Source organism: Prevotella sp. oral taxon 317 str. F0108 (assembly GCF_000162415.1).
GTDB lineage: Bacteria > Bacteroidota > Bacteroidia > Bacteroidales > Bacteroidaceae > Prevotella > Prevotella conceptionensis.
Genome location: NZ_GG740072.1, coordinates 351,811 through 377,009, shown reverse-complemented (window position 1 = coordinate 377,009; position 25,199 = coordinate 351,811). Strand labels below are relative to the sequence as shown.

Here is a 25,199-nt window from a genome sequence, read left to right as displayed (position 1 = left end):
TTTAAAATCTCCACAGATTGAGAGGAGCTTATTATCTTTGAAGTCGTCTTGACTTTAATATTTCTATAAATTGAGAGGAGTGCAGGACAAGCCAACTCACAGGGTTATAAACTCACAAAAGCACAACAACTCCCGAATACATCAACTCATAAATCCACAAACTCCCCAACTCCAAAGCCCATTAACTCAAAGCTCCCCAACTCAAAAATTCATCAGCTCAAGACTCATCAGCTCAAAAACTCCCCAACTCAAAAACTTAAATCGTTGTCCTTTATTTTACAATACCATTCTGATTTTCGATCCGTTCTAGCGAAAATATAGGCCATAAAGTAGGTAAATTGTCACTATTTTTGGTCTTTTACGGCTTCCGATATGTTCAATTTTAAGAAAAAGACCTGCATTTTGTACCATTTAGCCTTTCTAGATTGGTTGCCAACCCATTATTATCTACACCCAATTATCCACTTTTAGCCCCTAAAAACCCACTTCCTAACCACCATTTTGCCCTTTTTTGCCATGTGTTTCATGGTTCTAAGAGGTTTTGTTTATACCATTGCGGCGCATATTTATTCTTCTCGTCTTGCGTTTAGCTGCATTTTACACTGCATTTAGCACCATTTTACCTTGCGTTTAGCATCAAAACGCACTGCGTTTAGCACCAAAACGCACTGCGTTTAGCGGCATATTGCACTGTGTTTTGCACCAAATTGCAGTACATTTAGCCGCAAATAGCCCCAAATGTGGTACAAATGGCGGTTTCTTGAAATAAATATTCATTTTATCGTATTCACAGACTAACCCCTTTTTGCATCAAAACAAACCTTCGCGAGAATCGATTTTTTGCGGCAAGGTGGGTGCTTGGTGGACAAAAAGGGCACTCATAATGTTAAATTTCTTACGGAAAAGTTGACATAATATGGTAAATTGACAAGTTAACAAGAAGACAAGTGGATAAGTGAACGAGTTAATTGTTCTTTTCTCGGCATGACAATGTTCGAGCAAGCTCGACGTTGTTCATCTGGTTTAACGAAAACGCTCTTTTCTCGTGTGTTGGCATAAACACGTCCACTTTTGACATAAAAACATAAGAAACAGAAAGAAGCACTCTTTCCTTTTTCCTCATTATGTGCCACTGACAGCCCGTTTTTCAACCTGTAGAGAATGTACTGAATGTGGCCTCCGCCAGGTAGCTTTTAGTAACATAACCGCGTTTTGCTACCGACAAATGTGGCAAGATCTCAGATTTTATTGTATCTTTGTCCAGTACTTCGTAGATGAGAGGAGTGTTTATCTTGGTTTTAAATCACAAAGATAATACACTCCTCTCAAATTGTAGAGATTTTAACGGTCTGGATGACTTCTTTTTAAAGCTGCCTTATTAAGGGGATTGGATAGTCCTAAAAGTTTTAAATCATGCCAATCTTAGTAACAAAGAAAAGCACGATGTAACCTAACACAAGACCAATTACACCAATGGCAAGGCCAATCTTCATCATCTCGTTCTGATGAACAAGCCCCGTTGAATGGGCAATGGCATTGGGAGGCGTACTGATTGGCAAGCACATAGCTGTGGAGGCGGCAATGGCAATGCCGATAAGAACGGTGGGCGTTCCGCCAATTCCTGCCAAACTATCGCCCATACCCTTACAAACAACGGCAAGGATAGGTACCAACAAAGCGGCAGTTGCGGTGTTAGAGATAAAGTTGGAGAGGATGTAACATATCACTCCCGATATGAGGAGGATGACCATAGGCGACCAATTGCCAAACGGTATGCTCTCAATGGCTAGTTCGGCCAGTTTCGACTCGTTGAGTGCAAGCCCCAAAGCAAAGCCTCCAGCCACCATCCATATAACACTCCAATTGATTTCTTGCAGGTCTTTTGCCTTAACAACGCCCGTCAAAGCAAACACCGATATGGGCAACATGGCCACAGTGTTGGCTCCTACACCCGTAAACTTGTCGAACATCCACAACAAAACGGTGACACAAAAGGTGACAGCTATCACTGGTGTTCGCCATCCGCGATGTATATCACCTTCGATATGCAGGTCAATCTCTCTTTTCTTGAAAGGAAAGAATGTTTTTAACAGATACCACCCGATGAGCAACAGGATGATAGTTAGCGGCAACATGAAGGCCATCCACTGCCCAAAGCCCAACCCAAGGTTCAACCCGTTGGGGTCGTTAAGGTATTTCAGGGCAATGGCGTTGGGCGGCGTACCGATTGGCGTACCCATTCCACCGATATTGGCCGCTACGGGAATGGCCAACGTTAGAGCGACGCGCCCTTTACCTTCGGGTGGCAATGCCTTGAACACGGGTGTAAGGAAGGTTAACATCATGGCTGCCGTGGCCGTGTTGGACACGAACATGGAGAAAGCGCCCGTAATGAGAATAAAACCCAGAAGAACCATCTCGGAACGCCTACCAAAAGGACGCAACAACGCACGCGCCAAGAAGACGTCAAGCCCCGATTTGGTTGCGGCAATGGCCAACATGAAACCACCCAAGAAAAGAATGATGATTGGGTCGGCGAAAGTGGCCATCAATGCGCTGTGATGTATCAGTTCCGACTTGTCAATACCCGCTCGAAAGAAGAGGAAAGCATTGTCGGACGTGGTGAAGAGCAACGCGCCGATGAGCGTTACCGAAGTTGCCCACGAGGAGATAGCCTCCGTTACCCACATGATTGTGGCAAATGCGAAGATAGCTATCACGCGTTGTTGGATAACTGTCAGCCCTTCTATGCCAAAAGCCGTAGAGGGCAAGTTCCACAAAACGGCTGTGACTACCACAGCCAAGACGAACAAGGAGAATTTCTTGAATCTGAAAACCTCGCTCAATGTGTTTCTTTTGTGTTCAGACATATTTATCTATGTGTTTATGGTTAGTAACAATGGAGCAAAGTTAAGTATTTTTTCTATTCGGCAAAAGAAATATCAGAAAAGTTTGCACATAAGCCGAAAAATAGTATTCGTACGCGCAAAGAGACGCAAAAAACATGCTTGGTAAACTTGCATACAAGTGCTTGACGATGCACAAAGGCCATGCTATACACGTGTTTTTAAGGTGGAATGTATGGCCAATACCTAAAAAAGATGATATAAATCACTTATTTTGTAAGGTAGAGTTTGCAATTCTAATAAAAATATGTTATCTTTGCATGGTTTTAATCGCTTAAATATAGTAGCAAACTATGGAGGCTTTTTTTCGCACTCACGCTTATCTGGTGGAACATACCAATGCCACATTGCGCCGAACCCTTATGGATGAAATTAATTGGGACGACCGCATGATTGGCATTAAGGGAACGCGTGGTGTGGGGAAAACCACATTTTTGCTGCAATATGCCAAAGAGAATTTTGCTAAGGGCGACAGGCAATGCCTGTATATCAACATGAACAACTTTTATTTCCAAAGCCGAGGCATCGCTGATTTTGCGGCCGACTTCGTTAATCACGGCGGAAAGGTGTTGCTCATTGACCAAGTTTTCAAGCAACCGGATTGGAGCTCGGAACTGCGTAAGTGCTACGACAGATTCCCTGAGCTGAAAATTGTCTTCACAGGGTCGAGCGTTATGCGACTCAAAGACGAGAACCCAGAACTCAACGGCATTGTTAAAAGCTACAACCTGCGTGGTTTCTCGTTCAGGGAATATCTCAATATCATTACAGGAAAACGCTTTAAGGCATACAGCTTAGAGGAAATCACCTCGCAACACGAGAGCATCGTGAAAGAAATACTGCCCTTGGCAAGTCCTTCGCAACATTTCCGCGATTATATTCACCATGGTTTCTACCCCTTCTTTTTAGAACAACGCAACTTCTCGGAGAATTTGTTAAAGACAATGAACATGATGACCGAAGTGGACATCTTGCTCATTAAGCAAATAGACTTGAAGTATCTCACTAAAATAAAGAAACTTTTCTACTTGCTGTCGCTCAACTCGACGAAAGCCCCAAACATAAGTCAGCTTGCCCAAGACATAGAGACAAGCAGGGCGACGGTAATGAATTACATCAAGTACTTGGCCGATGCGCGACTCATCAACATGATGCACCTTGTAGGCGACGACTTCCCCAAGAAACCGTCTAAAATAATGATGCACAACCCTAATTTGATGTACGCCATCTATCCTATAGTGCCGAACGAACAGGTTGTTATGGAAACGTTCTTCGTTAATGCGCTTTGGAAAGACCATCTAGTGAACCAATGCAACAAGGAGCACCACTATATTGTAGACGAGAAAAAGAAATTTCGCATTTGCGATGCCAGAGGAACGAACAAGGTTAGATATAATAATGATACCATATATGCCCGATACAACACCGAAGTGGGGAAAGGCAACAAGATACCTCTTTGGCTTTTCGGGTTCCTTTATTAATACAAATACATTAATTAATATTTTATTCAAATGGCAAAAGAAAAAAAGTTTATCACTTGTGATGGTAACGAGGCCGCCGCTCACGTGAGCTATATGTTCTCAGAGGTTGCAGCCATCTATCCCATCACCCCGTCTTCGCCCATGGCCGAGCACGTAGACACGTGGGCTGCCAAAGGTAGAAAGAACCTATTCGGACAGACGGTAACGGTTCAAGAAATGCAATCGGAAGGCGGTGCGGCTGGTGCCATGCACGGTTCGCTGCAAGCCGGCGCACTTACCACCACCTTTACGGCATCTCAGGGCTTGCTGCTGATGATACCTAACATGTACAAGATTGCCGGCGAGATGCTGCCCTGCGTGTTCGACGTGTCGGCACGCGCCATCGCTTCGCACGCTTTGTGTATCTTTGGCGACCACTCAGACGTTATGGCCTGCCGACAAACGGGTTTCGCCATGTTCTGTTCGGGTTCGGTGCAAGAGGTGATGGACCTCACAGCCGTTCCCCACTTGGCAACACTACGTACAAGCATACCTTTCGTGAACTTCTTCGACGGATTCCGCACTTCGCACGAATACCAGAAGATTGAACTGATTGACCAAGACGAGATTGCCAAGCTGGTTAATCACGATGACATCAAGCGGTTCCGCGATCGCGCCCTTTCGCCCGAACGCCCCGTTACGCGCGGTACGGCAGAAAACCCCGAAACATTCTTCACTCATCGCGAGGCATGCAACCAACATTACGATAACATTCCCGAAGTAGTTGAAGAATACCTCGGTAAAATTTCGGAAATAACAGGCCGCGAATACCACTTGTTCTCTTATTATGGCGCAGAAGATGCCGAGAATATCATCATCTTGATGGGCTCGGCCACCGAAGCTGCCCGCGAAGCCATCGACTATCAGTTGAAGCAAGGCAAGAAGGTGGGTATGATTTCGGTTCACCTTTATCGCCCCTTCTCTGTTAAGCACTTGCTGGCTGCCGTCCCCAAGACGGTTAAACGCATCGCCGTGCTCGACCGTACCAAAGAACCTGGCGCAGAAGGCGAACCGCTGTACCTCGATGTGAAGAGTGCTTTCTACGATGTAGAGAACAAACCGCTAATCGTTGGCGGACGTTATGGACTGGGTTCTTCGGACACTACGCCTGCTAAGATACTCTCCGTGTTCAACAACCTCGAACTGGAAGTACCAAAGAACCACTTTACCGTGGGCATTGTAGACGACGTTACGTTTACTTCGCTGCCCGCCGTGCCCGAAATACCTATGGGAAGCGAAGGCATCTTCGAAGCTAAATTCTACGGATTGGGCGCAGACGGAACCGTTGGAGCCAACAAAAACTCGGTTAAAATCATTGGCGACAACACCAACAAGCACTGTCAAGCATACTTCTCATACGACTCGAAGAAGTCGGGTGGCTTCACTTGTTCGCACTTGCGTTTCGGCAATTCGCCCATTCACTCTACCTATCAGGTCAACACGCCCAACTTCGTGGCTTGCCACGTACAGGCCTACCTGAACATGTACGACGTTATTCGCGGTCTACAAAAGAACGGTACGTTCTTGCTGAACACCGTTTTCGAGGGCGACGAGCTGGTTAGGTTCATCCCCAACCGCATCAAACGCTACTTCGCCGAGAACAACATCACCGTATATTATATGAATGCTTCGAAGATTGCACAAGAAATTGGGCTGGGCAACCGCACCAACACCATCTTGCAAAGTGCATTCTTCCGCATTACAGAGGTTATCCCCGTAGACTTGGCCATCGACCAAATGAAGAAGTTCATCGTTAAGTCGTATGGCAACAAGGGACAAGACGTAGTCGACAAGAACTATGCAGCCGTTGACCGCGGTGGCGAATACAAAACGCTTGCAGTAGATGCTGCTTGGGCTAACCTACCCGATGATGCTGTTGCAGCCGAAGAAGATGTACCGGCATACATCAAGGAGATTGTACGCCCAATCAACGGACAATCGGGCGACTTGCTCAAAGTATCCGACTTCGTGCGCTACGACATGGTAGACGGTACGATGTCTAATGGTGCCGCAGCTTTCGAAAAACGCGGCGTTGAGGCCTTCAACCCCGAATGGACTGCCGAGAACTGTATTCAATGTAACAAGTGTGCATACGTTTGTCCTCACGCTTGCATCCGCCCGTTCGTTCTCGACGAGGAAGAAATGAAGAGCTTTGAGGATGCGACACTCGAAATGAAAGTTCCCAAGCCAATGGCTGGCATGAACTTCCGCATTCAGGTGAGCGTGCTCGATTGCGTTGGTTGTGGCAACTGTGCCGACGTTTGTCCTGGCAACAAGAACGGAAAGGCATTGGCAATGGTGCCCTTCACGCACGACGAACAGCAGATTTCCAACTGGAACTACCTTGCTAAGAACGTTAAGAGCAAGCAACATTTGATAGACATTAAGAGCAATGTGAAGAACTCGCAGTTTGCAAAACCCCTCTTCGAGTTCTCTGGTGCTTGTGCGGGTTGTGGCGAAACGCCTTACGTTAAGCTCATCTCACAACTCTATGGCGACCGCGAAATGATTGCCAACGCCACGGGTTGCTCGTCTATCTATTCAGCATCTATCCCCTCAACGCCTTACACAACCAACGAGGCCGGTCAAGGTCCAGCCTTCGATAACTCGCTGTTCGAAGACTTCTGCGAGTTTGGTATGGGTATGGCACTTGGTAACAAGAAGATGCGCGAGCGCATTACGATGCTGCTTTCCGACCTCTTGGACGACGATAAGGTGCCTGCCGAGTTTAAGGAAGCTGCCAACGAATGGCTCAACACCAAAGACGACGCCGACGCATCGAGGGAATCGAGTGCAAAACTCAAACCCTTCATCGAGGCTGGTGCTGCCAAAGGTTGCGAAACTTGCGCCGAACTGAAAACGCTCGACCACTATCTCGTTAAGCGTTCGCAATGGATTATCGGTGGCGACGGTGCCTCTTACGACATCGGTTACGGCGGTTTGGACCACGTTATCGCTTCGGGCGAAGACGTAAACATCCTTGTTCTCGACACCGAGGTTTACTCTAACACGGGCGGACAAAGCTCTAAGGCCACACCACTAGGCGCAATTGCTCAGTTTGCTGCCCAAGGTAAGCGCATCCGCAAGAAAGACCTTGGCCTCATGGCAACCACCTACGGCTACGTTTACGTGGCTCAGATTGCAATGGGTGCCGACCAAGCTCAGACTTTCAAGGCTATCCGTGAGGCCGAGGCTTATCCAGGTCCATCGCTTATCATTGCCTATGCGCCTTGCATCAACCACGGATTGAAGGCCGGTATGGGTAAGAGCCAAGCCGAAGAGGCCAAAGCCGTTGCAGCCGGCTACTGGCACTTGTGGCGTTACAACCCATTGTTGGCCGACGAAGGCAAGAACCCCTTCACGCTCGACTCTAAGGAGCCCGATTGGAGCAAGTTCCACGACTTCTTGTTGGGCGAGGTTCGTTACCTCTCTGTAAAGAAAGCTTATCCCAACGAAGCCGAAGAATTGTTCAAGGCTGCCCAAGAGATGGCCAAGCTTCGCTACAAGAGCTACGTTCGCAAGTCGCAAGAAGATTGGAGCAAAGACGAAGAAACGGTTGCCTAAACGGTTTCTCGGCTTAATACCATCCTAATAAAATGGGTGAGAGCTGTCCTAAATGGGCATGCTCTCACCCGTTTTTGTTTGTTTTAAAGCTATTGTTAGCGTAGGCCTTCAACACACACCTGCACTCCTAAAAGTACAGGTCAACATTTTCAAGTCTGCTGCCCAACTTATAGCCGTCGACTAAAATCTACACCGATCAGATATACCCCAATACTTACAAGCCTACCTCCCTCCTTCTAGCAAGACCTACACCGATAAAACGTAAGCCAATGCCTTTACGCAAGCCATTTTGCACAACAGATTTGGCGACCTACAAACTTACGTTTACTCAAAAACAATGGCCACTTAACACTACACACCCTATCCCAAACCTCATTTTCAGCAAGATTTTACGCCTCAGTCCATTATAATAGAAGAAAAACAAAATCGCAAGGCATGAAACAGATAACTCTGATAGCCGATAATAATTGTCCACTTGCATTCTCCCACTGTTCATCTTTGTTAATATCTCAAGTAGGTAACAACTGAAATCAAACCGATTGGTAACGATATACTTCCACGCGTTTAGAGCATCACTAACGCGCTTGGACGTTCTAACTTGCCTATTCATCAACCCACAGACTCATCAACTTACAAACTCATCAACTCACAAACTCATCAACTTACAAACTCATCAACTCACATACTCATCAACTCACATACTCATCAACTCACATACTCATCACCACTTACGAACTCATTAACCCACGAACTCATTAACCCACGAACTCATTAACCCACGAACTCATTAACCCACGAACTCATCAACTTACGAACTCATCAACTTACGAACTCATCAACTTACAGGCTTAACCCATAAACTTATAAACTCACAAACTCATCAACTCACATAGTCATCAACTCACAGACTTATCAACCCAAAAACTTATAAACTCACAAACCCATAATCTCCTCAACTCAAAAGTTTAAATTCTTATTTTTTATTTTACAATACCGTTCCAATTTTCACTCCGTTCTAGCGAAAATTTAGGTCAAAAAGCAGGTAAATAGCCACTATTTCTAGCCTTTCACTCCTTCCTTTTTGTCTATTCTTAAGAACAAAGCCTGCATTTTGCACCATTTAGCCTTTCTAGTTTGGTTGCCAGCTCGTAATTTTTCAAGCCCAATTACTCGCTTTTAACCCCTAAAATCCCACTTTTAGCCCCTAGAATACCGCTTTTTAACGACTATTTCGCCCTTTTCAACCATGTGTTTCATGGTTCTAAAAGGTTTTGTTTATACCATTGCAGCGGATATTTATGCTTTTCGCCTCGCATTTAGCAGCATTTTGCACTGCATTTAGCACCATTTTACCTTGCGTTTAGCGGCATATTGCACTGCGTTTAGCACCAAAACGCAGTGCATTTTGCTGCAAATGGCCCCAAAACGGGTGTTGGTGGCGGTCAGTTTAAATAAAAATTCATTTTGCCTGCATGCACAACTAGCCCCTTTTGGCATCAAAACAAACCTCCGCGAGAATCTATTTTTTGCGGCAAGGTGAGCGATTGGTGGACAGAATGGCCGCTTTTTATGTTAAATTTCCTACTGAAAACTAGACAAAAAAAACAATAATTCCACATACACGCTCGTAGTTAACGGCACGGAAAGCACGTGCGCTTACGACCACCAGCGCGAGCGGTTGCAGGGCTTGTTGCTCACAGCTAACGAAGACTGCATCATACAAACGCAGAAGTAATCTGCCATCGACAGCCAGTTTTCAGCTTGTAAAGAATGTATTGAATGACTTCCGCCAGCTCACTTTTTGAGACATAACCACGTTTCGCCAAAGACAAATGGGGCAGAATTTTGGATTTTATCGTATCTTTGCCCAGTACTTCGTACATGAAGAGAAGTGTTATTATCTTGGTTTTTCACCAGAAAGACGATAAACTCCCTCTCAAATTATAGAAACATTAGAAGTCAAGACGACTTCGGATAATTAAGGCTAAATATGCCTTATTATCGCCACTTTTCACCAGATATAACCGATGTATAGGGCGCATCCTAGTGGGCACAGGCCAATACGCTCTCTGTTTGTCACTAGGTAAAGCCCGTATTTCGAGAATACTTTAGGGCATAACATCCCATATACTCACCGCCCTTCACGAGAAAAGTTGGCGATAATGGGTTGTTTTTAGGGAGTAACACCATTCGCACTACTTGTTTTGTGTGGGCCTAGGTCGGTGATAACAAGTTACTTTTAGGGAGTAACACCATTCGCGCTACTTGTTTAGTGTGGACTTAGGTTAGCGATTATAGGCTGTTTTTAGGGAGTAACACCATTCGCACTACTTGCTTTGCGTGGCCTTAGGTCGGCGATTATAGGTTATTTTTAAGGAGCAACACCATTCGCACTACTTGTTTGTGTGACCTTAGGTCAGCGATTATAGGCAGTTTTTAGGGAGTAACACCATTCGCTCTTCTTGTTTTGTATGGGCTTAGGTCGGCGATTATGGGTTGTTTTTAGGGAGCAACACCATTTGCTCTTCTTGTTATGTATGGGCTTAGGTCAGCGATAATGGGTCGTTTTTAGGGTGTAACACCATTCGCGCTACTTGTTTAGTGTGGCCTTAGGTGGGCGATTGTGGGGCGTTTTTAGCGAGTAACACCTCATACACTCACTGTTTTTTACGAATCATAGTGGCTGTTTAGGGAGTATTTCTAAGGTTTCAAACAGACTATTAGTCGCCGTTTGTCCACGAGATTAAATCGGCATTAGAGGGTGGTTTAGGGCTTATTATAGGAAGCATCAACCTATAAATTCCTACTTTTCACTAGCCCCTAATAGGCGTTACCGTGTGGCTTTAAGGCATAACAACCTTTATTTCCACTGCGTTTCACAAGATATGAGCAGCACTTAGGGCCTACAATGGGGTTCATCAACCCATTAATCTCCGTTTGTCACTAGAATAAACAGCGTTCGCGAATGTTTTAGGCATAACCTAGCACATACTCGCCACTTTTCACGAGATATAGTCAATGTTTAGTGTCATCATTGGGGTCATCAGCCTATCATTCTCCGCCTATCACTAGAAAAGTTGGCGTTAGAGGGAGCGTTTTAGGGCATAACGCCCCAGATATGCGCCGCTTTACACCAGAAATGGTAGGTGTTTAGGAGGTTTTAGGCAGGTTTCTCATGATGCGTTCAAGTCTTTTGTTTGCCAATAGCCTGTAAGAGCCTGCTTACTAGGCAAACTCCATTAGGTAGCAATCGCGCAGCGGTTGGCACGGCGAATGCGTGCTGTGAACAGTGAGTAAACGTATGCGCAGCATTCTTATCTACGAACGATTGCATCTAGTACATAAAGAAAGCGTTAAAAACACCTTGTTTAAACAGTGCTATAAGTACGCCAGCACCTTAATAGGCCAGTAAAATGCACTTCAACTTCTACCATCCCTGTTTTCTGGATAGAACGATTCCCATGTTCGGTCGTCGTAAAAGATACGTATCTCCGTAACCTTGCGTTGCGGTTTTTCAATCACTTTCACCTCAACTCGCTCAGGTTCTCTGGGGGCTTGTACCACTTTTGGAGCAACAGCAGGCTGCTCGTTAAAGAGCGAAGGAGCAGCAGCAGGGGCATCAAAGTTTAATTGTGGCTCCTTATCAGGGATTGCGTGGGTAGTGGGGGCATTGTTAGCGGCGCCCGTTTCGTCTAAGTACATTTCGCCCTTACCAAAGATTAACCAGTCGGTTGAAATCTTCGGAATTTTATCTTTAATGGCCTCAACGATGTTGAGGGTAGGTTTTGTGCGTCCGTTAAAAATGCTACTGAGCGACGCAGGCGACATTCCAATAGAGAGAGCAAAGGTCTGTTGACTCATATGTTGGCTCTCCATAACCTTCTTTATTCTATCTTTCATACCCTTATTTTTAGTGTAAGAGGCCTTTTAAGGCCTTTTCGCGTTGATTTTACAAAGGTAAAACAAATTTCGTATTGCCGCAAATTTCTAAACAACAATTTAGCAAATAAAATGTTAGGTTTGTAAACCCAAACCATATAGGTGTGTAAATACAAGTGCGCGCACAAGCGATTTACATTTACAAATCAAAATAAAAGCACCTAAACTAGGTATGTAATAAGGTTTAACAAAAAACTGAATTTTATTGGTTATTAGGCTATTATAAGCGTATAAAAGGCCGATATTGCCTAAAATATGGGCTTTTTAAGGCCTAAAAGGGGATTTTTAGAGGTATAAAGGCTAGAAAACGTCTACAAATAGCTGAAAATCACGTAAAAATAGGCATGTATATTGCAATGAATAAGTATTCATTTAGATTTTGAAATGTAATTCATGCGGTTTAGTTATGTAAACATAGGACTTATAACTCCTTTCTCTATTTTACAAAATCAAATATAAACGGTTATGCATTTGTAAAACAAGAGAATGATTTACATATCAAAACCCAGAAAACCCCAAACTAATATTTGTTAATTGTAAATTGAAGTAAGCCGAAAATGCAAAAACAGAACGAGAATTGATTATTCTGAAACAAGGGTCGAATTGCTTTCAAATTCGCGAGTATTTTGGAGGGTAAAATGGGCTAACTTCTTGATTTATTTAGAAGTTAGCCAAAAAAAGTGCCTCTCAGAGACACTTATTCTAGAACGAAAAAGGGCCGAAAAAGGCCATTTTTAGTGCAAAATAAAGAAGATTAGCTCTTTCATAAGGTCGCCAACAGGGGTATTTGGGTTATCTAACCCCTTAGATTTAGCGTCAATCTCTCTTATCTTATGAATAATGTGCATTGTCTTCATGGCCGAGTAGTTTCTCATCCCCACCATAAAGTCTTTCACACCCCACACCGATTTCAAGTCGAGAAACTTTGCAACCTCTGTTTCGTTGTTTTTGTTTGGTGCGTAATAGGCAATCAACAAGTTTTGGAAGAAACTGAAAAGCAAAGGCAAGAAGGCGAAGATTGACCCGGCCTTAGGGTTCTTATCGAAATACTGAATAATTTGGTTTGCCTTAAACACGTCGCGGCTTACGATGGCGTTTCGCAATTCGAAACCATTAAACTCTTTGCTAACGCCAATCTGTCGTTCCACGATGTCGGGCGTAATACGCAAGTCGTTTTCGGGTAGCGAAATCAAAACCTTGTCTAGTTCCGATGTCAGCCGATTCAAGTCGGCCCCAATATGTTCAGCAATCATGATGGCCGCCTTGTCTTCCACCGTTGCTTTCTTCGTGGCAAGATAGCCCTTAATAAAAGCAGGCAATTCGTAATCGCGTTTCTTCTTGCTTTCGAAAACAACGCCCATAGACTCGGCGCGAGCCAAAAGTTTCTTTCTTCTGTCGATAGTACCATTCTTATGGCAAAGCACAAGGATGGTGGTTTGCACGGGATTTTCCAAGTATTTGGCCAAAGCGTCTACCAATTTCAGGTTCTGCGCCTCTTTCACCATCACCAATCGCCGTTCGGCCATCATGGGATAAGCCTTACAAAGGTCGGCCACCTGCACCCCGTTGGTATCAACGCCAAAGAGGATGTCTTGGTTAAAGTCGCGCTCTTGTGGCTGCAACACCGTCTCTTCGAGCAAGCTTGCAATTTTATCAATATAATACGACTCTTCGCCCATGAGCACATATACGGACGAAAAGTTTCGCGCCTTAATGTCTTTAATGATGACTTCGGGGCCAAGCGCGTTTCGTTTTTCTGCCATGAAAGGTTCTTGTTAATGGATGAGTGCAGGACAACAAGTTGCTAAAACCACCTCGTCGCCCACATATTTTTAGTAACTTTGCACCATAAGGCACACGGCAAACTGCGACAAGCCTGTCTTGCCGCACCCTTACCGATAAGCTTTATTGTGCTTTACACTGCAAAGATAACAAAATGTATTCACTAAACCTACCCTCGTATGCAATAAAAGTGGGAGGCACGAAGGCGCGCCCCACTGTGTTCGATCCACTTCGTGGCAAGTACGTTGCCCTTACTCCCGAAGAATGGGTAAGGCAGCATTTCGTCAATTACCTTATTCATCACAAGGGATATCCCCAGTTGCTGATGGCCAACGAGGTGGCGTTGAGCATCGGCGACAAAAGCCTTCGGGCCGACAGCGTGCTGTACGACCGCGACTTGAAACCCCAAATGGTTCTCGAATATAAGGCACCCACCATCGCACTTACGCAAAAGGTGTTCGACCAAATAACCGTTTACAACATGCTTTTGCACGTAGACTATCTCGTGGTGAGCAACGGACTGCAACACATCTGCTGCAAAATGAACTACACCGACAACAGCTACACCTTCTTACCCTACCTCCCTAACTATACCGAAATATAGTTTCGCGCGTACATTATATATAATAAACACATGAACATCATTGCTTTCTTAAAGAAATGGACGCTGCCCAGCGGTCTTGTTATCGGTGCTGCGGTCTACCTTTTGTTTTCGCGCATCGCCCCACTTCAACCCATTGGCAACGTGGTTGGCCCCTTTTTGGTGAAACTTCTCCCCGTGGTTATCTTCGTGATGCTCTATATCACGTTCTGCAAAATACAGCTGGGCGACCTCCGACCACGTGCGTGGCACTTCATACTGCAAGCCATTCGCATTGCTCTTTCGGGCATATTGGTATTCGCCATCTTACATACCACCGACCCAATGGCCAAGCTTGTGCTTGAAGGAACCTTCGTTTGCGTAATCTGTCCCACGGCGGCCGCGGCCCCCGTTATCACCGAACGCCTTGGCGGTAGCATTGCCTCACTCACCATTTACACCATCCTAGCCAACGTGGTTACGTCGGTTATTATCCCCTTGTTCTTCCCCATGGTTGAGAAAAGTGCAGACATCACCTTCCTAACTGCCTTTGTCATGATACTACGGCGCATCACATTCGTGCTCATCGTGCCCCTTTGTCTGGCCCTACTCACGCGAAAATTCCTGCCGAAAGTGGCCGCACGCATCAAGGAAACCAAGAACTTAGCCTTCTATCTCTGGGGGTTTAACCTCTCTATCATCATGGGACTAACCATTCGCAACATCCTTTCCACCCAAGTTTATGGCACGATTTTGGCTCTACTTCTGTTGTTGCCCCTCGTCATCAGCCTCTTGTTGTTTTCAATTGGCAAGGCCGTGGGCTACCATTATGGCGACAGCATCAGCGCCGGACAAGCCTTGGGACAAAAGAATACCGTTGTGGGTATATGGCTCACCATCGCCTTTCTCAATCCAATAGCGTCCATCGCACCTTGCGCTTACGTGGTTTGGCAAAACCTTATCAACGCATGGCAACTGTGGTATAAGCAGAAGTACGGCACGCTGAAATGGTAAAACACTACGCTGAGCGGCACAAAACACACTCTAAATGGTAACATATAAAGACTTACACTTATGGCAATAGGAAAATGGATTGGCGGATTTCTGGGCTTTATCGCTGGCGGACCGCTTAGTGGACTAGCAGGATTGGTGCTCGGTGCACTCTTTGACGTGGGACTAGATCAGGTTAACGAGCCCGATCGCAATGGACAACCCTGGAATACGGGTGGTTCAAAAGCCAACTTCTACCAACACAACGCTACCGCCAACCAACAACAGCGGCAACAGGGCGAACGCAATTCGTTCCTCTTTTCGTTACTAGTGCTCTCGGCATACATCATTCGTGCCGATGGCAAAGTGATGCACTCGGAAATGGAAACCTTACGTTCCTTCTTGCGAAGGAACTTTGGCGAAGTGGCCGTAGAGCAGGGCGACAGCATCATCCGCAACATTTTCAATCAGCAAAAACAAATGGGCGCAATGGCTTTCGAGAGCATCATACGCGACTGTTGCTTTCAAATCGCCGCCCACATGAATAGCGCGCAGCGTCTGCAACTGCTTAGTTTTCTGGCCGAATTGGCCAAAGCCGACGGGCGCATCGACCCCAGTGAGGTGAACGCTCTTCGCTACTTGGCACAGTGGTTAGGGTTCGACGCTCGCATTCTCGACTCGATGTTCAACCTCGATAAGCACGACACGCATTCGGCATACAAAGTTTTGGGAATATCGCCCAACGCTACCAACGACGAAGTGAAGACTGCTTATCGCAAAATGGCCCTGCAACACCACCCCGACCGCGTTGCAACATTGGGCGAAGACATACGTTTGGCGGCCGAAAAGAAGTTCAAGGAGATTAACGATGCCAAAGAAAGGATATACAAGGAACGCGGAATGTAAAAACAGCTGTGCGACAAAACGCCCATCTAATATAAAGATGCAAAGCCGAAAAACGCATCAGGCAGGTATCGACTGCCAATAACGAGGAACGCACATAACACGCCCAAAACCAACAACATAGCCCAAAACACATCGTAACCACAAGTTCGTCGCACACAAACATATTGCATTTAACTGCTAATTTTTGCTAACAAAATGTTGCTATTTCATTTTAAACTCGTACATTTGCGCCGATAAAATCACTATTTCAAAACAAAAACAAAAAGTAAGAAGTATGAAGAAGATCATTTTCAGCGCAGCTCTTTTCGTTGCTGCAATAGGATTTGCTAACGCACAGAGTGAAGGAACAGCCAAGAAATGCGACAAGGCTAAGACCGAACAATGCGACAAAGCAGGTAAGAAGGGCTGCTGCAAGAAAGACGCTGCCGCCAAAGAATGCTGCAAGAAAGACGCTGCTTGCAAGGACAAGAAAGAGTGCAGCAAAAAGAAATGCGATAAGGCCGCTAAGCAAGATTGCAAGAAAAACTGCGACAAAAAGGCCGCCAAGTAAGCACGTACAATAACCTGCTTACACAGAAATTAAAAGCTAGCCGGCCAAAATTTAAATAGCCACTAGCCAACAACAAAACAAGCTCCATACACGCCTCGTGGTTGTGTATGGAGCTTATTCTTTGTAGGGCTACGCTGAATTTAGCGCGAAAGATGTGCAACAAGGCCTGTGTATAAAGCCTTCTCTTTATAAAATTACGCAACAAATAGCCCTCGGAAATAGGTGCAAAGTGGCATAAATCGACTTGATTTTAACGCTTTAGCAGACTAAATCAAAAACACTTTAATATCTAGTCTGAATGTCCTATCGCCTAGGTACTACCCTTTCACGATAAACTCCCAACGCTCAAGTCCTCACTTCCTCGCGCTTATTCCGTCTCTTCTTTTGTTTTTCGGATGGCGCGTTTGCGCTTAGGTTTCTCGGCAGCAGCCGACTTATCGTTTTTAACGCCAGCCAATTCTGGGTCTACGATGATGCGTCCGCAATACTCGCAAACGATAACCTTCTTGTGCATCTTCACGTCTAGCTGTCTCTGTGGCGGTATTTTGTTGAAGCATCCGCCACAAGCGTCACGTTGAACATACACAATACCTAGTCCGTTGCGTGCGTTTTTACGAATTCTCTTGAAACTGCTCAGCAGTCGCGGCTCGATTTTCGTTTCCAAGTCACGTGCCCTATCGCGCAGTTTTTCTTCCTCTTCTTTCGTTTCGAGCATAATTTCGTCCAGCTCGTTACGCTTTTGGTGCAAGTCGCGTTCGCGGTCATATATTTGTTGTCCCGTAACACTCAGTTCGCGTTCGCACTCATCAATCTTCACAAGTGCTTCCTTTATTTTCTTGTTGCACAACTCTATTTCAAGCGTTTGGAACTCAATTTCCTTGCTCAGCGTGTCGTACTCGCGGTTGTTCTTCACCTCGTCAAGCTGTCTGTTATAGCGTTCCACGCTAGCCTCAGCCTCAGCAATCTCAGCCCTTTTCTGCGAAATAGCCCTGGAAAAGTCGTCAATTTCCCTGCGAATTTTGTCTTCGCGTATGTTCAGACCTTCAATCTCGTCTTCCAAGTCCTGCACTTCCAAGGGCAATTCTCCCCTCAGCGCACGTTTCTCATCAATAGCCGAGAGCGTTGTTTGCAACTGGTAGAGCGCTTTGAGTTTCTCTTCCACCGACAGTTCGGTAATTTCTTTCTTTGCCATAACTTATAAATAGATGATGGGATTGGTGTTGGTCTGCGTCAGAATGCACTTCACGCCCTGGCACCTTTCCTCGATTATTGTTTTAAATATCTCGTTCGTAAACTGCTCGCTTTGATAATGTCCAATCACAGCAATTTGTATTTCCTGTTCATGATCAAAGTAATCGTGGTAGTGCATCTCGCCCGTTACAAAGGCGTCTGCCCCTGCTGCGATGGCGTCTGCTAACAAAAAAGCCCCAGACCCGCCGCAAATGGCCACCTTACTGATGGGGCGGCGCAACAGCTGGTTGCACATCACGCATTCCACATCGAACGTTTTTTTAAGCAAAATCACGAAATCGTCGGCCGCCAAAGGCTGCTCAAACACACCCATCACGCCCGATGCCCCTTCAACACTGATGCTTTCGCCCTTGTCGTTAAAGGTCTCTACACGCTTTCGCGCCCCGAAAAAGTCTGCATTTAGCAGTCCCATTTTCTCGGCAATCTTAAAGTTCACGCCGCCTCGTGCATTGTCAATGTTGGTGTGCAAGGCAGCAATGGTAATGTCGTTCTTTATAGCCTTCATCACCGTTCGCTGAACGGCATTGGCGTCCGACACTTGTGCCAGCTTACGAAAGATAAGCGGATGGTGTGCAACAATCAAGTTGCAACCCTTGGCCACAGCCTCATCCACAATCTTCTCAGTCACGTCAAGACACAATAAAGCCCCTGATACTTCCGCCTCTGTCAATCCAACCTGCAAGCCGGCATTATCAAATCCTTCTTGCAGGGGCAGGGGCGCGAATTGTTCAAGGGCACGTAGCACTTCCTTTATTTTCACGCTAACTTAGCTTTATGTTATTGAAGTGCAAAGTTACTAATTTCTACTGACATAGCAAAATATTAGGGCGCAGTTAACAGGTCATCCTGTTAACAATGGGCCTTTACCAGCTCTTACCAATCGTCCAGGCAACTCGTTGCCTCCACTTCGTCCTCCACCTTATTGGGCAAAGTGGGGAAAAAGTCGATGCCCGTGATGCGTTCCACCTCGTCGATGGTATTCACGTAATAGCTTTTAGGGCGGTCGTCCCCTTCGTTGCGATAAATAAAACCAATAGCTTTTGGTTGTCCTTCCATACACAGCACCACCTTAAAGAAAGCCTCTGGCACCGTTACCTTGTTTTTTCCGATGGTTTTATGTTCGCCTTTCATCAGTATAGGCCCCGCAACGATGTAGATACAACCATACTTTTTAGCCCATTTCCTGCACTGGCTTTCCAACTCTTTCCAATCACCAACGTTCAGCTTATGGTCTTGGGGACATATATTAGTGAGCAGAAACGATTGCTTTTGCGCAGTAGCATCCCAACAATTGTCTGCCGAGGGGCAAAGGTGTCCGCGGTCGTAGCCGTTTCTCACGTAGTCAGCATCAACGGCTCTTGGCTTTGGCACCTCCTTGTCCTCTTGAAACCTCATTCCCTTACGTTCGTTGGCACCTTCTGTATGTTCGGCCGTTAGTTTCCATGCCACCCAGTTGGGTATCCTCAAATCGCTGTTATACGATGCCATGTAAGCCACGCGCTTCAACAGTTGTTCGGGCCTATCAGTTAGTTTTCCAGGAACTTCAAGTGGCCCCAAACCTTTCCTCTGCACCCAAGTACACTTGTGCACAACCGTATCTCGAACACTGTCTTCCCCTTCATACAGCCGCTGTTTAGCTACCTGCTGTCCTTGAAGAGGTTGCACACCCACTATCGACTTGCTGCTTTTTACGGGCTGCAAGCCAAAGGCCGACAAATAAGTAAAGGCAAATAACGCCAGATAAAATACTTTTCTCGTTTTCATATTTACTTCAAGTTTTCATAAGTGTTGCAAATTTACTAATTAATTCGCATAAAACACCAGTTTCGCACTACACAAATCTTCCTTATCCCCAACACAAAAAACACTAGCACAACGAGCCAGCACACATTTCAAGAAACAAAAAGAAGCCATAAACACCAGTGGGAGCAAGCAAACGACGAACTAAATGAAAACGCTTGTCAACCATTAAACCTATCAGCCTGCCTAGTTTTTGTAATCTTTTCGGCACAAATTTTAACATTATGAGTGCCCTTTTCAGCCACCAATCGTCCGCCTTGCCGCAAAAAATCGATTCTCGCGAAGGTTTACTCTGATGCCAAAAGGGGTTAGTTATATATGCAGGCAAACTGAATATTCATTCTATAAAATCGCCTTCCGTACCAGTTTTTGGGCTATTTGCGGCAACATGTACTGCAATTTGCTGCAAAACGCAGTGTAATATGCCGCTAAATGCAGTGCGTTTTGGTGCTAAACGCAGTGCGTTTTGATGCTAAATGCAAGGTAAAATGGTGCTAAATGCAGTGCAAAATGGCGCTAAATGCGGTACGAAAAGCATAAATATCCACTGCAATGGTATAAACAAAACCCTTTCGAGCCATTAAAAACATGGCTCAAAAGGGCAAAATAGCCCTAAAAAAGTGGCATTTTAGGGGCTAAAAGCGAGTAATTGGGAGTTAAAAAATATGGGTTGGCAACCAAAATAGAAAGACTAAATGGTGCAAAATGCAGGTTATTTTCTTAAAAATAGACAGAACAAAAGACAGGAAAGACTAAAAACAGTAGCTATTTACCTACTTTTTAGCCTGTATTTTCGCTAGAACGGAGTGAGAATTAGAGCGATATTGTAAAATAAAATATAATAATTTAAGCTTTTGAGTTGGTAAGTTTGTGAGCTGATGATTTGGTGAGTTGATAAGATTGTGAGATTGTGAGTTGATGTATTCGGGAGTAGTTGGGTTTCGTGTCTTTATAAGCCAGCGAGTTGATTTGTCCTGTACTTCGTATATGACTTGCCTTGTTGTTGGCATCACAAAGCTAACAAGCACCGTTCAATTTATAGAAATATTATAGCCAAACAGAATTGGATTTGGAAAGCCATAGGTGCATCGTAAGCAAATAAAAGTCCCCCTTTTCCTCTGCGTAAGGGTTTATTGATGCCATGCTACACACGTCTCGCATTCTTCTAACAACACTTTTCCAAAAGCAATTCTGTTTGCCTGTAAACCACCAACTCGTAAACCTGTCATTCGCCAACGAGATACCTTTCATTCTAAACAAAAAACAATCAATATCTCTTACGTCAACTACGCGCATTGCTTTGGAACGGCATAACCAGCAAACACTTCTGATGTAAGCAACTCAACTCGCAAAACAGATTACTCTTTTCTCATTCTTTTTGGAGAATGGTTGGGAGCAAGGCCAATTGCGTTTACCATATTACTCCTAGCAAGAACGAACTTCTTCGTTATCTAAGCTCGCCTTTACATATAATTTGGCTGTGTTTTCTAACCATCTACATAGTTTATCTTGCAAGCTTTGCGGTTCCAACACCTTTATCATATTCCCTAGACTCATCAACTTCATGTAAAAGTCGTACGTGGGCCTAAGTGTCAATTCAAAGTCTGCATAGTCATCACACGCAAAAACCTCTCTTTGCGAATGGTGGAGCGGCAACGTGCGCATATAATGTTGGTGATATTTGTCTGCTCTCAGTACGATTCTTTGAAGTGGAACACGCTCATCCAACACAATACCAAAATATTCGGAAAAGTATTCCTTAGCACAAAAGTCGTTAGGCAAAGCAAAAGAAGTATCGGTAAGTTCCACATGCTCTAATCTGTCAAGAGAATACAAACGCAAACAATTGTAGTCTACATTTCTTGCCAGCATATACCATCGCTGAGCAGACATTTTCACGCAATAAGGCTCAACAAGAAACGTCTCCGTTTTTTTCATCGTGAAAGAATGAAAGGTAATCTGCAAAACAACGCTCGTCTTCATCGCGTCTAGTATCGTCGACAGAAACTCTTGACTCGAAGGAATATTCTCGGTTAGGATGCGGTCATGAATGGATAGGCAGCCCGATAAGGTTACAGCTGTGCCATAAGTGTCAAGTAGCCAAGCTTTCAATTCGCCACTTTCCAAAACTTTTGGGTTGGCAATATAATAGTGGTAGCCTCCTCGTTGCTCGCAGTCGATTATTATGCCGAACAAATCAAGGACTCCCCCTTTCCATCTGTCAAAGGTTTGTCGCGGCAAACTCTCACCGCGACTTAAATCAGTGTTATCGCGCCACTTTTCATTAAGTTCTTTTAGCGTAATTCGGCCTGCGCGGTGAATGGTTTTCACCAACCAGATGTATTTTTGTATCAGCGACATAGCAACAAAATGCTTTATGATAAACCAATGGCATGTTCCATAAGTTCCCCACTAGCTAAACAAAATGCTATAGGGCTGTCCTCGATGCCTTCTGATTTCATTTGGCGTCTTTCGCTTGCTTTTCTCTTTTTAAGGTACAAACGAAATCTACACAAATGAAACCAGAAAGCCAACGAGGACGAATACCGAACAAGCCTAATTATTGTTGTAACCAAACTTTCGTGTGCCGAATTTTTGTTTATATAATGACTCGCGGTCAATGGCATGTTTTTCTAGAATATTTAATGGCAACGTTTCTAATATGCACCATTGGAAATACTTCTTAGCATACGTTTCGTCGTTATCGATAAGCTGCTTGATATCCTTATTATCCCCATGTCCAGTACAAGCATAGGCAGACCAACGCCCCCAAATGCCTTTGGGGTTGTACGTTGAGCCAACATACTGTTTGCCTGTAAGCTTATCCAAGATGAGATAGACGGCATTGCAACTTTCCAATTTGGATTTCCACTCCATATTGTTTGTTTCAATTATTCTTCTAAGCTGGCTATAATCAAGCATTACATCTTCAAAACGGGTGAAAACAGGAATGTTATTCTCTTGAAGTCCGCGGTCAATTCTGATAACAGGCATTAGGTTTTGGTAGTTTTGACGCCAACTCACAGGGCTATTCCAATCTATGATAACTCGTTCTTTAAGCAGTTCAAAGCCATCAACTTCTGTAAAATCAAACCTTGCCAGCTCTTTACCATTATACAATCCAAGTTGTGCCACTATGCCCCCATTCTTAAATACGCCCACAAACCTAGAAGTGGTGCCTTCTTCTCCAATAAAGGATACGATGTAATCCACATCCTTGAAGTCTTTGGCAATTTGTTCGCTCTGGTAAGTAAGGAACACGTTACGCTCAGTAAGGTACAAATTGTACAAAGAATTAGCATAAGATTTACCATCGATAATCTTTTCCTTTCGGTTGTCTGCATGCCTAATCAGCCTAATTCGTTTCTTGTCGGCGTTGTCAAACTCTTCATTACGACCATTTAGCAGGTCTTGAACCATTACGATGTAGTCTTTCATTTGAATATTGTTTTAATGATTATATAATTTTGTTCCAATTAAATTCTTCCACACCAAGAACTTCCAACCCTAAGTATTTCCATTCTTCCTGGTCGAAGTTCGGAGTATATCTTGCCATTGTGCGTCTGGTTTTCTTTTGTTCCAAATCACATCGAGCATTGTTATAGTGTACGGCCTGACTCCATAAGGCAATAGGTTCGTTGCATGGGTTCAGCTGGTAGAAAATAGTACCTATCCGTTCCAAATGATAATTGTTTTGCCTGCATGTGTCAAGCGTTAGACTATGGTTGTCCAAAGGAAAACCATAAAAGCCTTTACCATCTAGGTCGCACGCCGACGCCAAACACAATGTTCCAAACTCATAGCCGCTATCTTCTTTCACTAGCACAACGTCTCCTGTGAACATACGACTGCCATTGCAATCTTCATAACCCGTATCAATTCCTGCAAAGATGGAACGCAACGCGTAGCCACGACCCTCACAGGAGTTTCCGAAATACTCCTCAACAATGTATGGATTATGGCCTTCCTTGAATTCTTCGCTCTGCTGCCACACATATAGGCCGCCATCATGGCAGAAAAAGAAGTCGCCAAAGTTGGCGTAGCCAAACCTATTCCTGCCTATGACGTATCGTATGCGTGGACAAAGGCGATGCTTATGGCCAACATAGCCTATCTCCGCCTTGTTCTGTTTGCAGAGCATCGACAGCGTTTCTTCGTTAAACACCCTTTTCGTTTGCTCACATCGTGCATTCATTGTTCCTTTCATCTTCGCTATAATTTTGATTTGCATGCAAAGTTATGCGACTGGTGTCCCATTTTGCGTTACAGGTTTAAAAAATGCAGATGATGTTCCTATAATAGCTCATCACATCAAAGACCATAATGTTATCGGCTTACCCCCATAAACAAGCCCTCTTGCAATCTTAAAAGCAGAAACTTCACCGCTCTTTTACCAGTTCTTACCAATCGTCCAAGCTGCTCGTTGCCTCCACTTCGTTCTCCACCTTGTCGGGCAAAGCAGGGAAAAAGTCGATACCAGTGATACGTTCCACGTCGTCGATGGTATTCACGTAATAGCTTTTAGGCCTATTTCCCGACTCGTTACGATAAATAAAGCCAATGGCCTTGGGGGTTCCTTCCATGCACAACACCACCTTAAAGAAAGCCTCTGGCACCGTTACCTTGTTTTTTCCGATGGTCTTATGTTTCCCCTTAAACAGCACAGGACCCGCCACTATGTAAATGCTGCCATACGTTTTAGCCCACTTTCTACAAAGGATTTCCAGTTCGTGCCAGTCGCCAACGTTCAGGTTATGGTCTTGCGGACACACATTCGTAAGCAAAAACGATTGCTCTTGTGCAGTAGCATCCCAGCGATTATCGGCCGATGGGCAAAGGTGTCCACGGTCATAACCACTCCTTACGTAGTCAAAGTCCACCGCCCTAGGCATTGGCACATCGGTATCTTCATGAAACTTAACGCCCGCCCGCTTGTTCTTTCCCCGAGTATGCGCCCCTGTAAGCCTCCACGCCACCCAATTAGGTATGCGTAAGTCGCTGTTATACGATGCCGTGTAAGCCACTCGTTTCAATATCTGTTCAGGTCTGTCGGTCAGTTTCTCAGGCACTTCAAGCCCATCAGCAACCTTATATGCTGCTTTCCCTTGCTTATCGGTGGCATATCCGTTCTTGCCTTCCGAATTAATCTGCCCGTCTTTCTGTTCTTGATAGGCATACTTTCCACCCAACTGCCGGCCAAGCTTAGACGGTTGCAGGCCACAAGCCGACAAGCAGATGCCCGCCAATAACGCCAAACTATATACTTTCCGTGATTTCATAAATGCTGTTCAGCTGTATCTTTCGTTTATAAACATCGTAAGTAGATTTGTTTGATGAGGTACTAATCCAGCAAACAAAGTACCAAATTATGCAACAAAGGTAGCAAAATAATGCAACAACAACAAATTAAA

At 44.9% G+C, this 25,199-nt stretch carries 16 protein-coding genes and 2 pseudogenes; 6 read left to right on the top strand and 12 right to left on the bottom strand.

What is annotated here, in order from left to right:
• Window positions 1–1,066: 1,066 nt before the first annotated feature.
• Window positions 1,067–1,291 (bottom strand): annotated as a pseudogene (locus tag HMPREF0670_RS17500) (transposase); the annotation flags it as partial.
• Between the two features lie 115 nt (window positions 1,292–1,406).
• Complete coding sequence (locus HMPREF0670_RS01300; RefSeq protein WP_009229354.1) at window positions 1,407–2,870, bottom strand: SLC13 family permease; 1,464 nt, start codon at window positions 2,868–2,870, stop codon at window positions 1,407–1,409.
• Window positions 2,871–3,199: 329 nt separating this feature from the next.
• Here HMPREF0670_RS01300 and HMPREF0670_RS01290 point away from each other — a divergent pair, with 329 nt between their 5' ends.
• Both HMPREF0670_RS01290 and nifJ read left to right on the top strand, forming a co-directional pair.
• Window positions 3,200–4,387, top strand: coding sequence for an ATP-binding protein (locus HMPREF0670_RS01290; RefSeq protein ID WP_009229353.1), 1,188 nt, complete (start codon window positions 3,200–3,202; stop codon window positions 4,385–4,387).
• Window positions 4,388–4,417: 30 nt separating this feature from the next.
• Entirely contained in the window at window positions 4,418–7,990 is a 3,573-nt protein-coding gene (nifJ, locus tag HMPREF0670_RS01285; RefSeq protein ID WP_009229352.1) for a pyruvate:ferredoxin (flavodoxin) oxidoreductase, read from the top strand.
• Between the two features lie 1,739 nt (window positions 7,991–9,729).
• Here the strand turns inward: nifJ and HMPREF0670_RS16120 are convergent.
• The 3 genes and pseudogenes from HMPREF0670_RS16120 to holA form a co-directional block, all read right to left on the bottom strand.
• Window positions 9,730–9,873 (bottom strand): annotated as a pseudogene (locus HMPREF0670_RS16120) (transposase); the annotation flags it as partial.
• A 1,537-nt stretch (window positions 9,874–11,410) separates the two neighbouring features.
• Window positions 11,411–11,890 (bottom strand): helix-turn-helix domain-containing protein, encoded by a 480-nt coding sequence (locus tag HMPREF0670_RS01280; protein WP_009229351.1) that lies wholly within the window; start codon window positions 11,888–11,890, stop codon window positions 11,411–11,413.
• Window positions 11,891–12,663: 773 nt separating this feature from the next.
• Window positions 12,664–13,692, bottom strand: a complete 1,029-nt coding sequence (gene holA, locus HMPREF0670_RS01275) for a DNA polymerase III subunit delta (protein ID WP_009229350.1) — start codon at window positions 13,690–13,692, stop codon at window positions 12,664–12,666.
• A 173-nt stretch (window positions 13,693–13,865) separates the two neighbouring features.
• Between holA and HMPREF0670_RS01270 the strand changes: the two genes are divergently transcribed.
• From HMPREF0670_RS01270 to HMPREF0670_RS01255, 4 genes are all read left to right on the top strand, one after another.
• Window positions 13,866–14,315, top strand: coding sequence for a type I restriction enzyme HsdR N-terminal domain-containing protein (locus HMPREF0670_RS01270; protein WP_009229349.1), 450 nt, complete (start codon window positions 13,866–13,868; stop codon window positions 14,313–14,315).
• A 30-nt stretch (window positions 14,316–14,345) separates the two neighbouring features.
• Window positions 14,346–15,305 carry a transporter gene (locus tag HMPREF0670_RS01265; RefSeq protein WP_009229348.1) on the top strand — a complete coding sequence of 320 codons (960 nt, stop codon included), beginning with the start codon at window positions 14,346–14,348 and terminating at the stop codon, window positions 15,303–15,305.
• Between the two features lie 60 nt (window positions 15,306–15,365).
• Window positions 15,366–16,187 (top strand): DnaJ domain-containing protein, encoded by an 822-nt coding sequence (locus HMPREF0670_RS01260; RefSeq protein ID WP_009229347.1) that lies wholly within the window; start codon window positions 15,366–15,368, stop codon window positions 16,185–16,187.
• Window positions 16,188–16,461: 274 nt separating this feature from the next.
• Window positions 16,462–16,737 carry a hypothetical protein gene (locus HMPREF0670_RS01255; protein ID WP_009229346.1) on the top strand — a complete coding sequence of 92 codons (276 nt, stop codon included), beginning with the start codon at window positions 16,462–16,464 and terminating at the stop codon, window positions 16,735–16,737.
• A gap of 367 nt (window positions 16,738–17,104) precedes the next feature.
• Here the strand turns inward: HMPREF0670_RS01255 and HMPREF0670_RS01250 are convergent, their stop codons facing one another.
• The 7 genes from HMPREF0670_RS01250 to HMPREF0670_RS01220 form a co-directional block, all read right to left on the bottom strand.
• Window positions 17,105–17,929 carry a zinc ribbon domain-containing protein gene (locus HMPREF0670_RS01250; RefSeq protein ID WP_009229345.1) on the bottom strand — a complete coding sequence of 275 codons (825 nt, stop codon included), beginning with the start codon at window positions 17,927–17,929 and terminating at the stop codon, window positions 17,105–17,107.
• 3 nt (window positions 17,930–17,932) lie between these two features.
• A complete protein-coding gene (locus HMPREF0670_RS01245; protein WP_009229344.1) occupies window positions 17,933–18,748 on the bottom strand; it encodes a Nif3-like dinuclear metal center hexameric protein in 816 nt (271 codons plus the stop codon).
• A gap of 113 nt (window positions 18,749–18,861) precedes the next feature.
• Window positions 18,862–19,752 carry a DNA/RNA non-specific endonuclease gene (locus HMPREF0670_RS01240; protein ID WP_052296863.1) on the bottom strand — a complete coding sequence of 297 codons (891 nt, stop codon included), beginning with the start codon at window positions 19,750–19,752 and terminating at the stop codon, window positions 18,862–18,864.
• A 1,461-nt stretch (window positions 19,753–21,213) separates the two neighbouring features.
• Window positions 21,214–22,149 (bottom strand): helix-turn-helix transcriptional regulator, encoded by a 936-nt coding sequence (locus HMPREF0670_RS01235; RefSeq protein ID WP_009229342.1) that lies wholly within the window; start codon window positions 22,147–22,149, stop codon window positions 21,214–21,216.
• A gap of 195 nt (window positions 22,150–22,344) precedes the next feature.
• Entirely contained in the window at window positions 22,345–23,226 is an 882-nt protein-coding gene (locus HMPREF0670_RS01230) for a GIY-YIG nuclease family protein (protein ID WP_044077578.1), read from the bottom strand.
• Between the two features lie 19 nt (window positions 23,227–23,245).
• Window positions 23,246–23,995, bottom strand: coding sequence for a hypothetical protein (locus tag HMPREF0670_RS01225; protein WP_157579520.1), 750 nt, complete (start codon window positions 23,993–23,995; stop codon window positions 23,246–23,248).
• Window positions 23,996–24,188: 193 nt separating this feature from the next.
• Window positions 24,189–25,067 carry a DNA/RNA non-specific endonuclease gene (locus HMPREF0670_RS01220; RefSeq protein ID WP_044077577.1) on the bottom strand — a complete coding sequence of 293 codons (879 nt, stop codon included), beginning with the start codon at window positions 25,065–25,067 and terminating at the stop codon, window positions 24,189–24,191.
• Window positions 25,068–25,199 lie beyond the last annotated feature (132 nt).

Excerpts from the sequence above, each read along its gene's own strand:
- HMPREF0670_RS01300 (WP_009229354.1), bottom strand. The coding sequence starts at position 2,870 with ATGTCTGAACACAAAAGAAACACATTGAGCGAGGTTTTCAGATTCAAG.
- HMPREF0670_RS01290 (WP_009229353.1), top strand. The coding sequence starts at position 3,200 with ATGGAGGCTTTTTTTCGCACTCACGCTTATCTGGTGGAACATACCAAT.
- nifJ (WP_009229352.1), top strand. The coding sequence starts at position 4,418 with ATGGCAAAAGAAAAAAAGTTTATCACTTGTGATGGTAACGAGGCCGCC.
- HMPREF0670_RS01280 (WP_009229351.1), bottom strand. The coding sequence starts at position 11,890 with ATGAAAGATAGAATAAAGAAGGTTATGGAGAGCCAACATATGAGTCAA.
- holA (WP_009229350.1), bottom strand. The coding sequence starts at position 13,692 with ATGGCAGAAAAACGAAACGCGCTTGGCCCCGAAGTCATCATTAAAGAC.
- HMPREF0670_RS01270 (WP_009229349.1), top strand. The coding sequence starts at position 13,866 with ATGTATTCACTAAACCTACCCTCGTATGCAATAAAAGTGGGAGGCACG.
- HMPREF0670_RS01265 (WP_009229348.1), top strand. The coding sequence starts at position 14,346 with ATGAACATCATTGCTTTCTTAAAGAAATGGACGCTGCCCAGCGGTCTT.
- HMPREF0670_RS01260 (WP_009229347.1), top strand. The coding sequence starts at position 15,366 with ATGGCAATAGGAAAATGGATTGGCGGATTTCTGGGCTTTATCGCTGGC.
- HMPREF0670_RS01255 (WP_009229346.1), top strand. The coding sequence starts at position 16,462 with ATGAAGAAGATCATTTTCAGCGCAGCTCTTTTCGTTGCTGCAATAGGA.
- HMPREF0670_RS01250 (WP_009229345.1), bottom strand. The coding sequence starts at position 17,929 with ATGGCAAAGAAAGAAATTACCGAACTGTCGGTGGAAGAGAAACTCAAA.
- HMPREF0670_RS01240 (WP_052296863.1), bottom strand. The coding sequence starts at position 19,752 with ATGAAAACGAGAAAAGTATTTTATCTGGCGTTATTTGCCTTTACTTAT.
- HMPREF0670_RS01235 (WP_009229342.1), bottom strand. The coding sequence starts at position 22,149 with ATGTCGCTGATACAAAAATACATCTGGTTGGTGAAAACCATTCACCGC.
- HMPREF0670_RS01230 (WP_044077578.1), bottom strand. The coding sequence starts at position 23,226 with ATGAAAGACTACATCGTAATGGTTCAAGACCTGCTAAATGGTCGTAAT.
- HMPREF0670_RS01225 (WP_157579520.1), bottom strand. The coding sequence starts at position 23,995 with ATGAAAGGAACAATGAATGCACGATGTGAGCAAACGAAAAGGGTGTTT.
- HMPREF0670_RS01220 (WP_044077577.1), bottom strand. The coding sequence starts at position 25,067 with ATGAAATCACGGAAAGTATATAGTTTGGCGTTATTGGCGGGCATCTGC.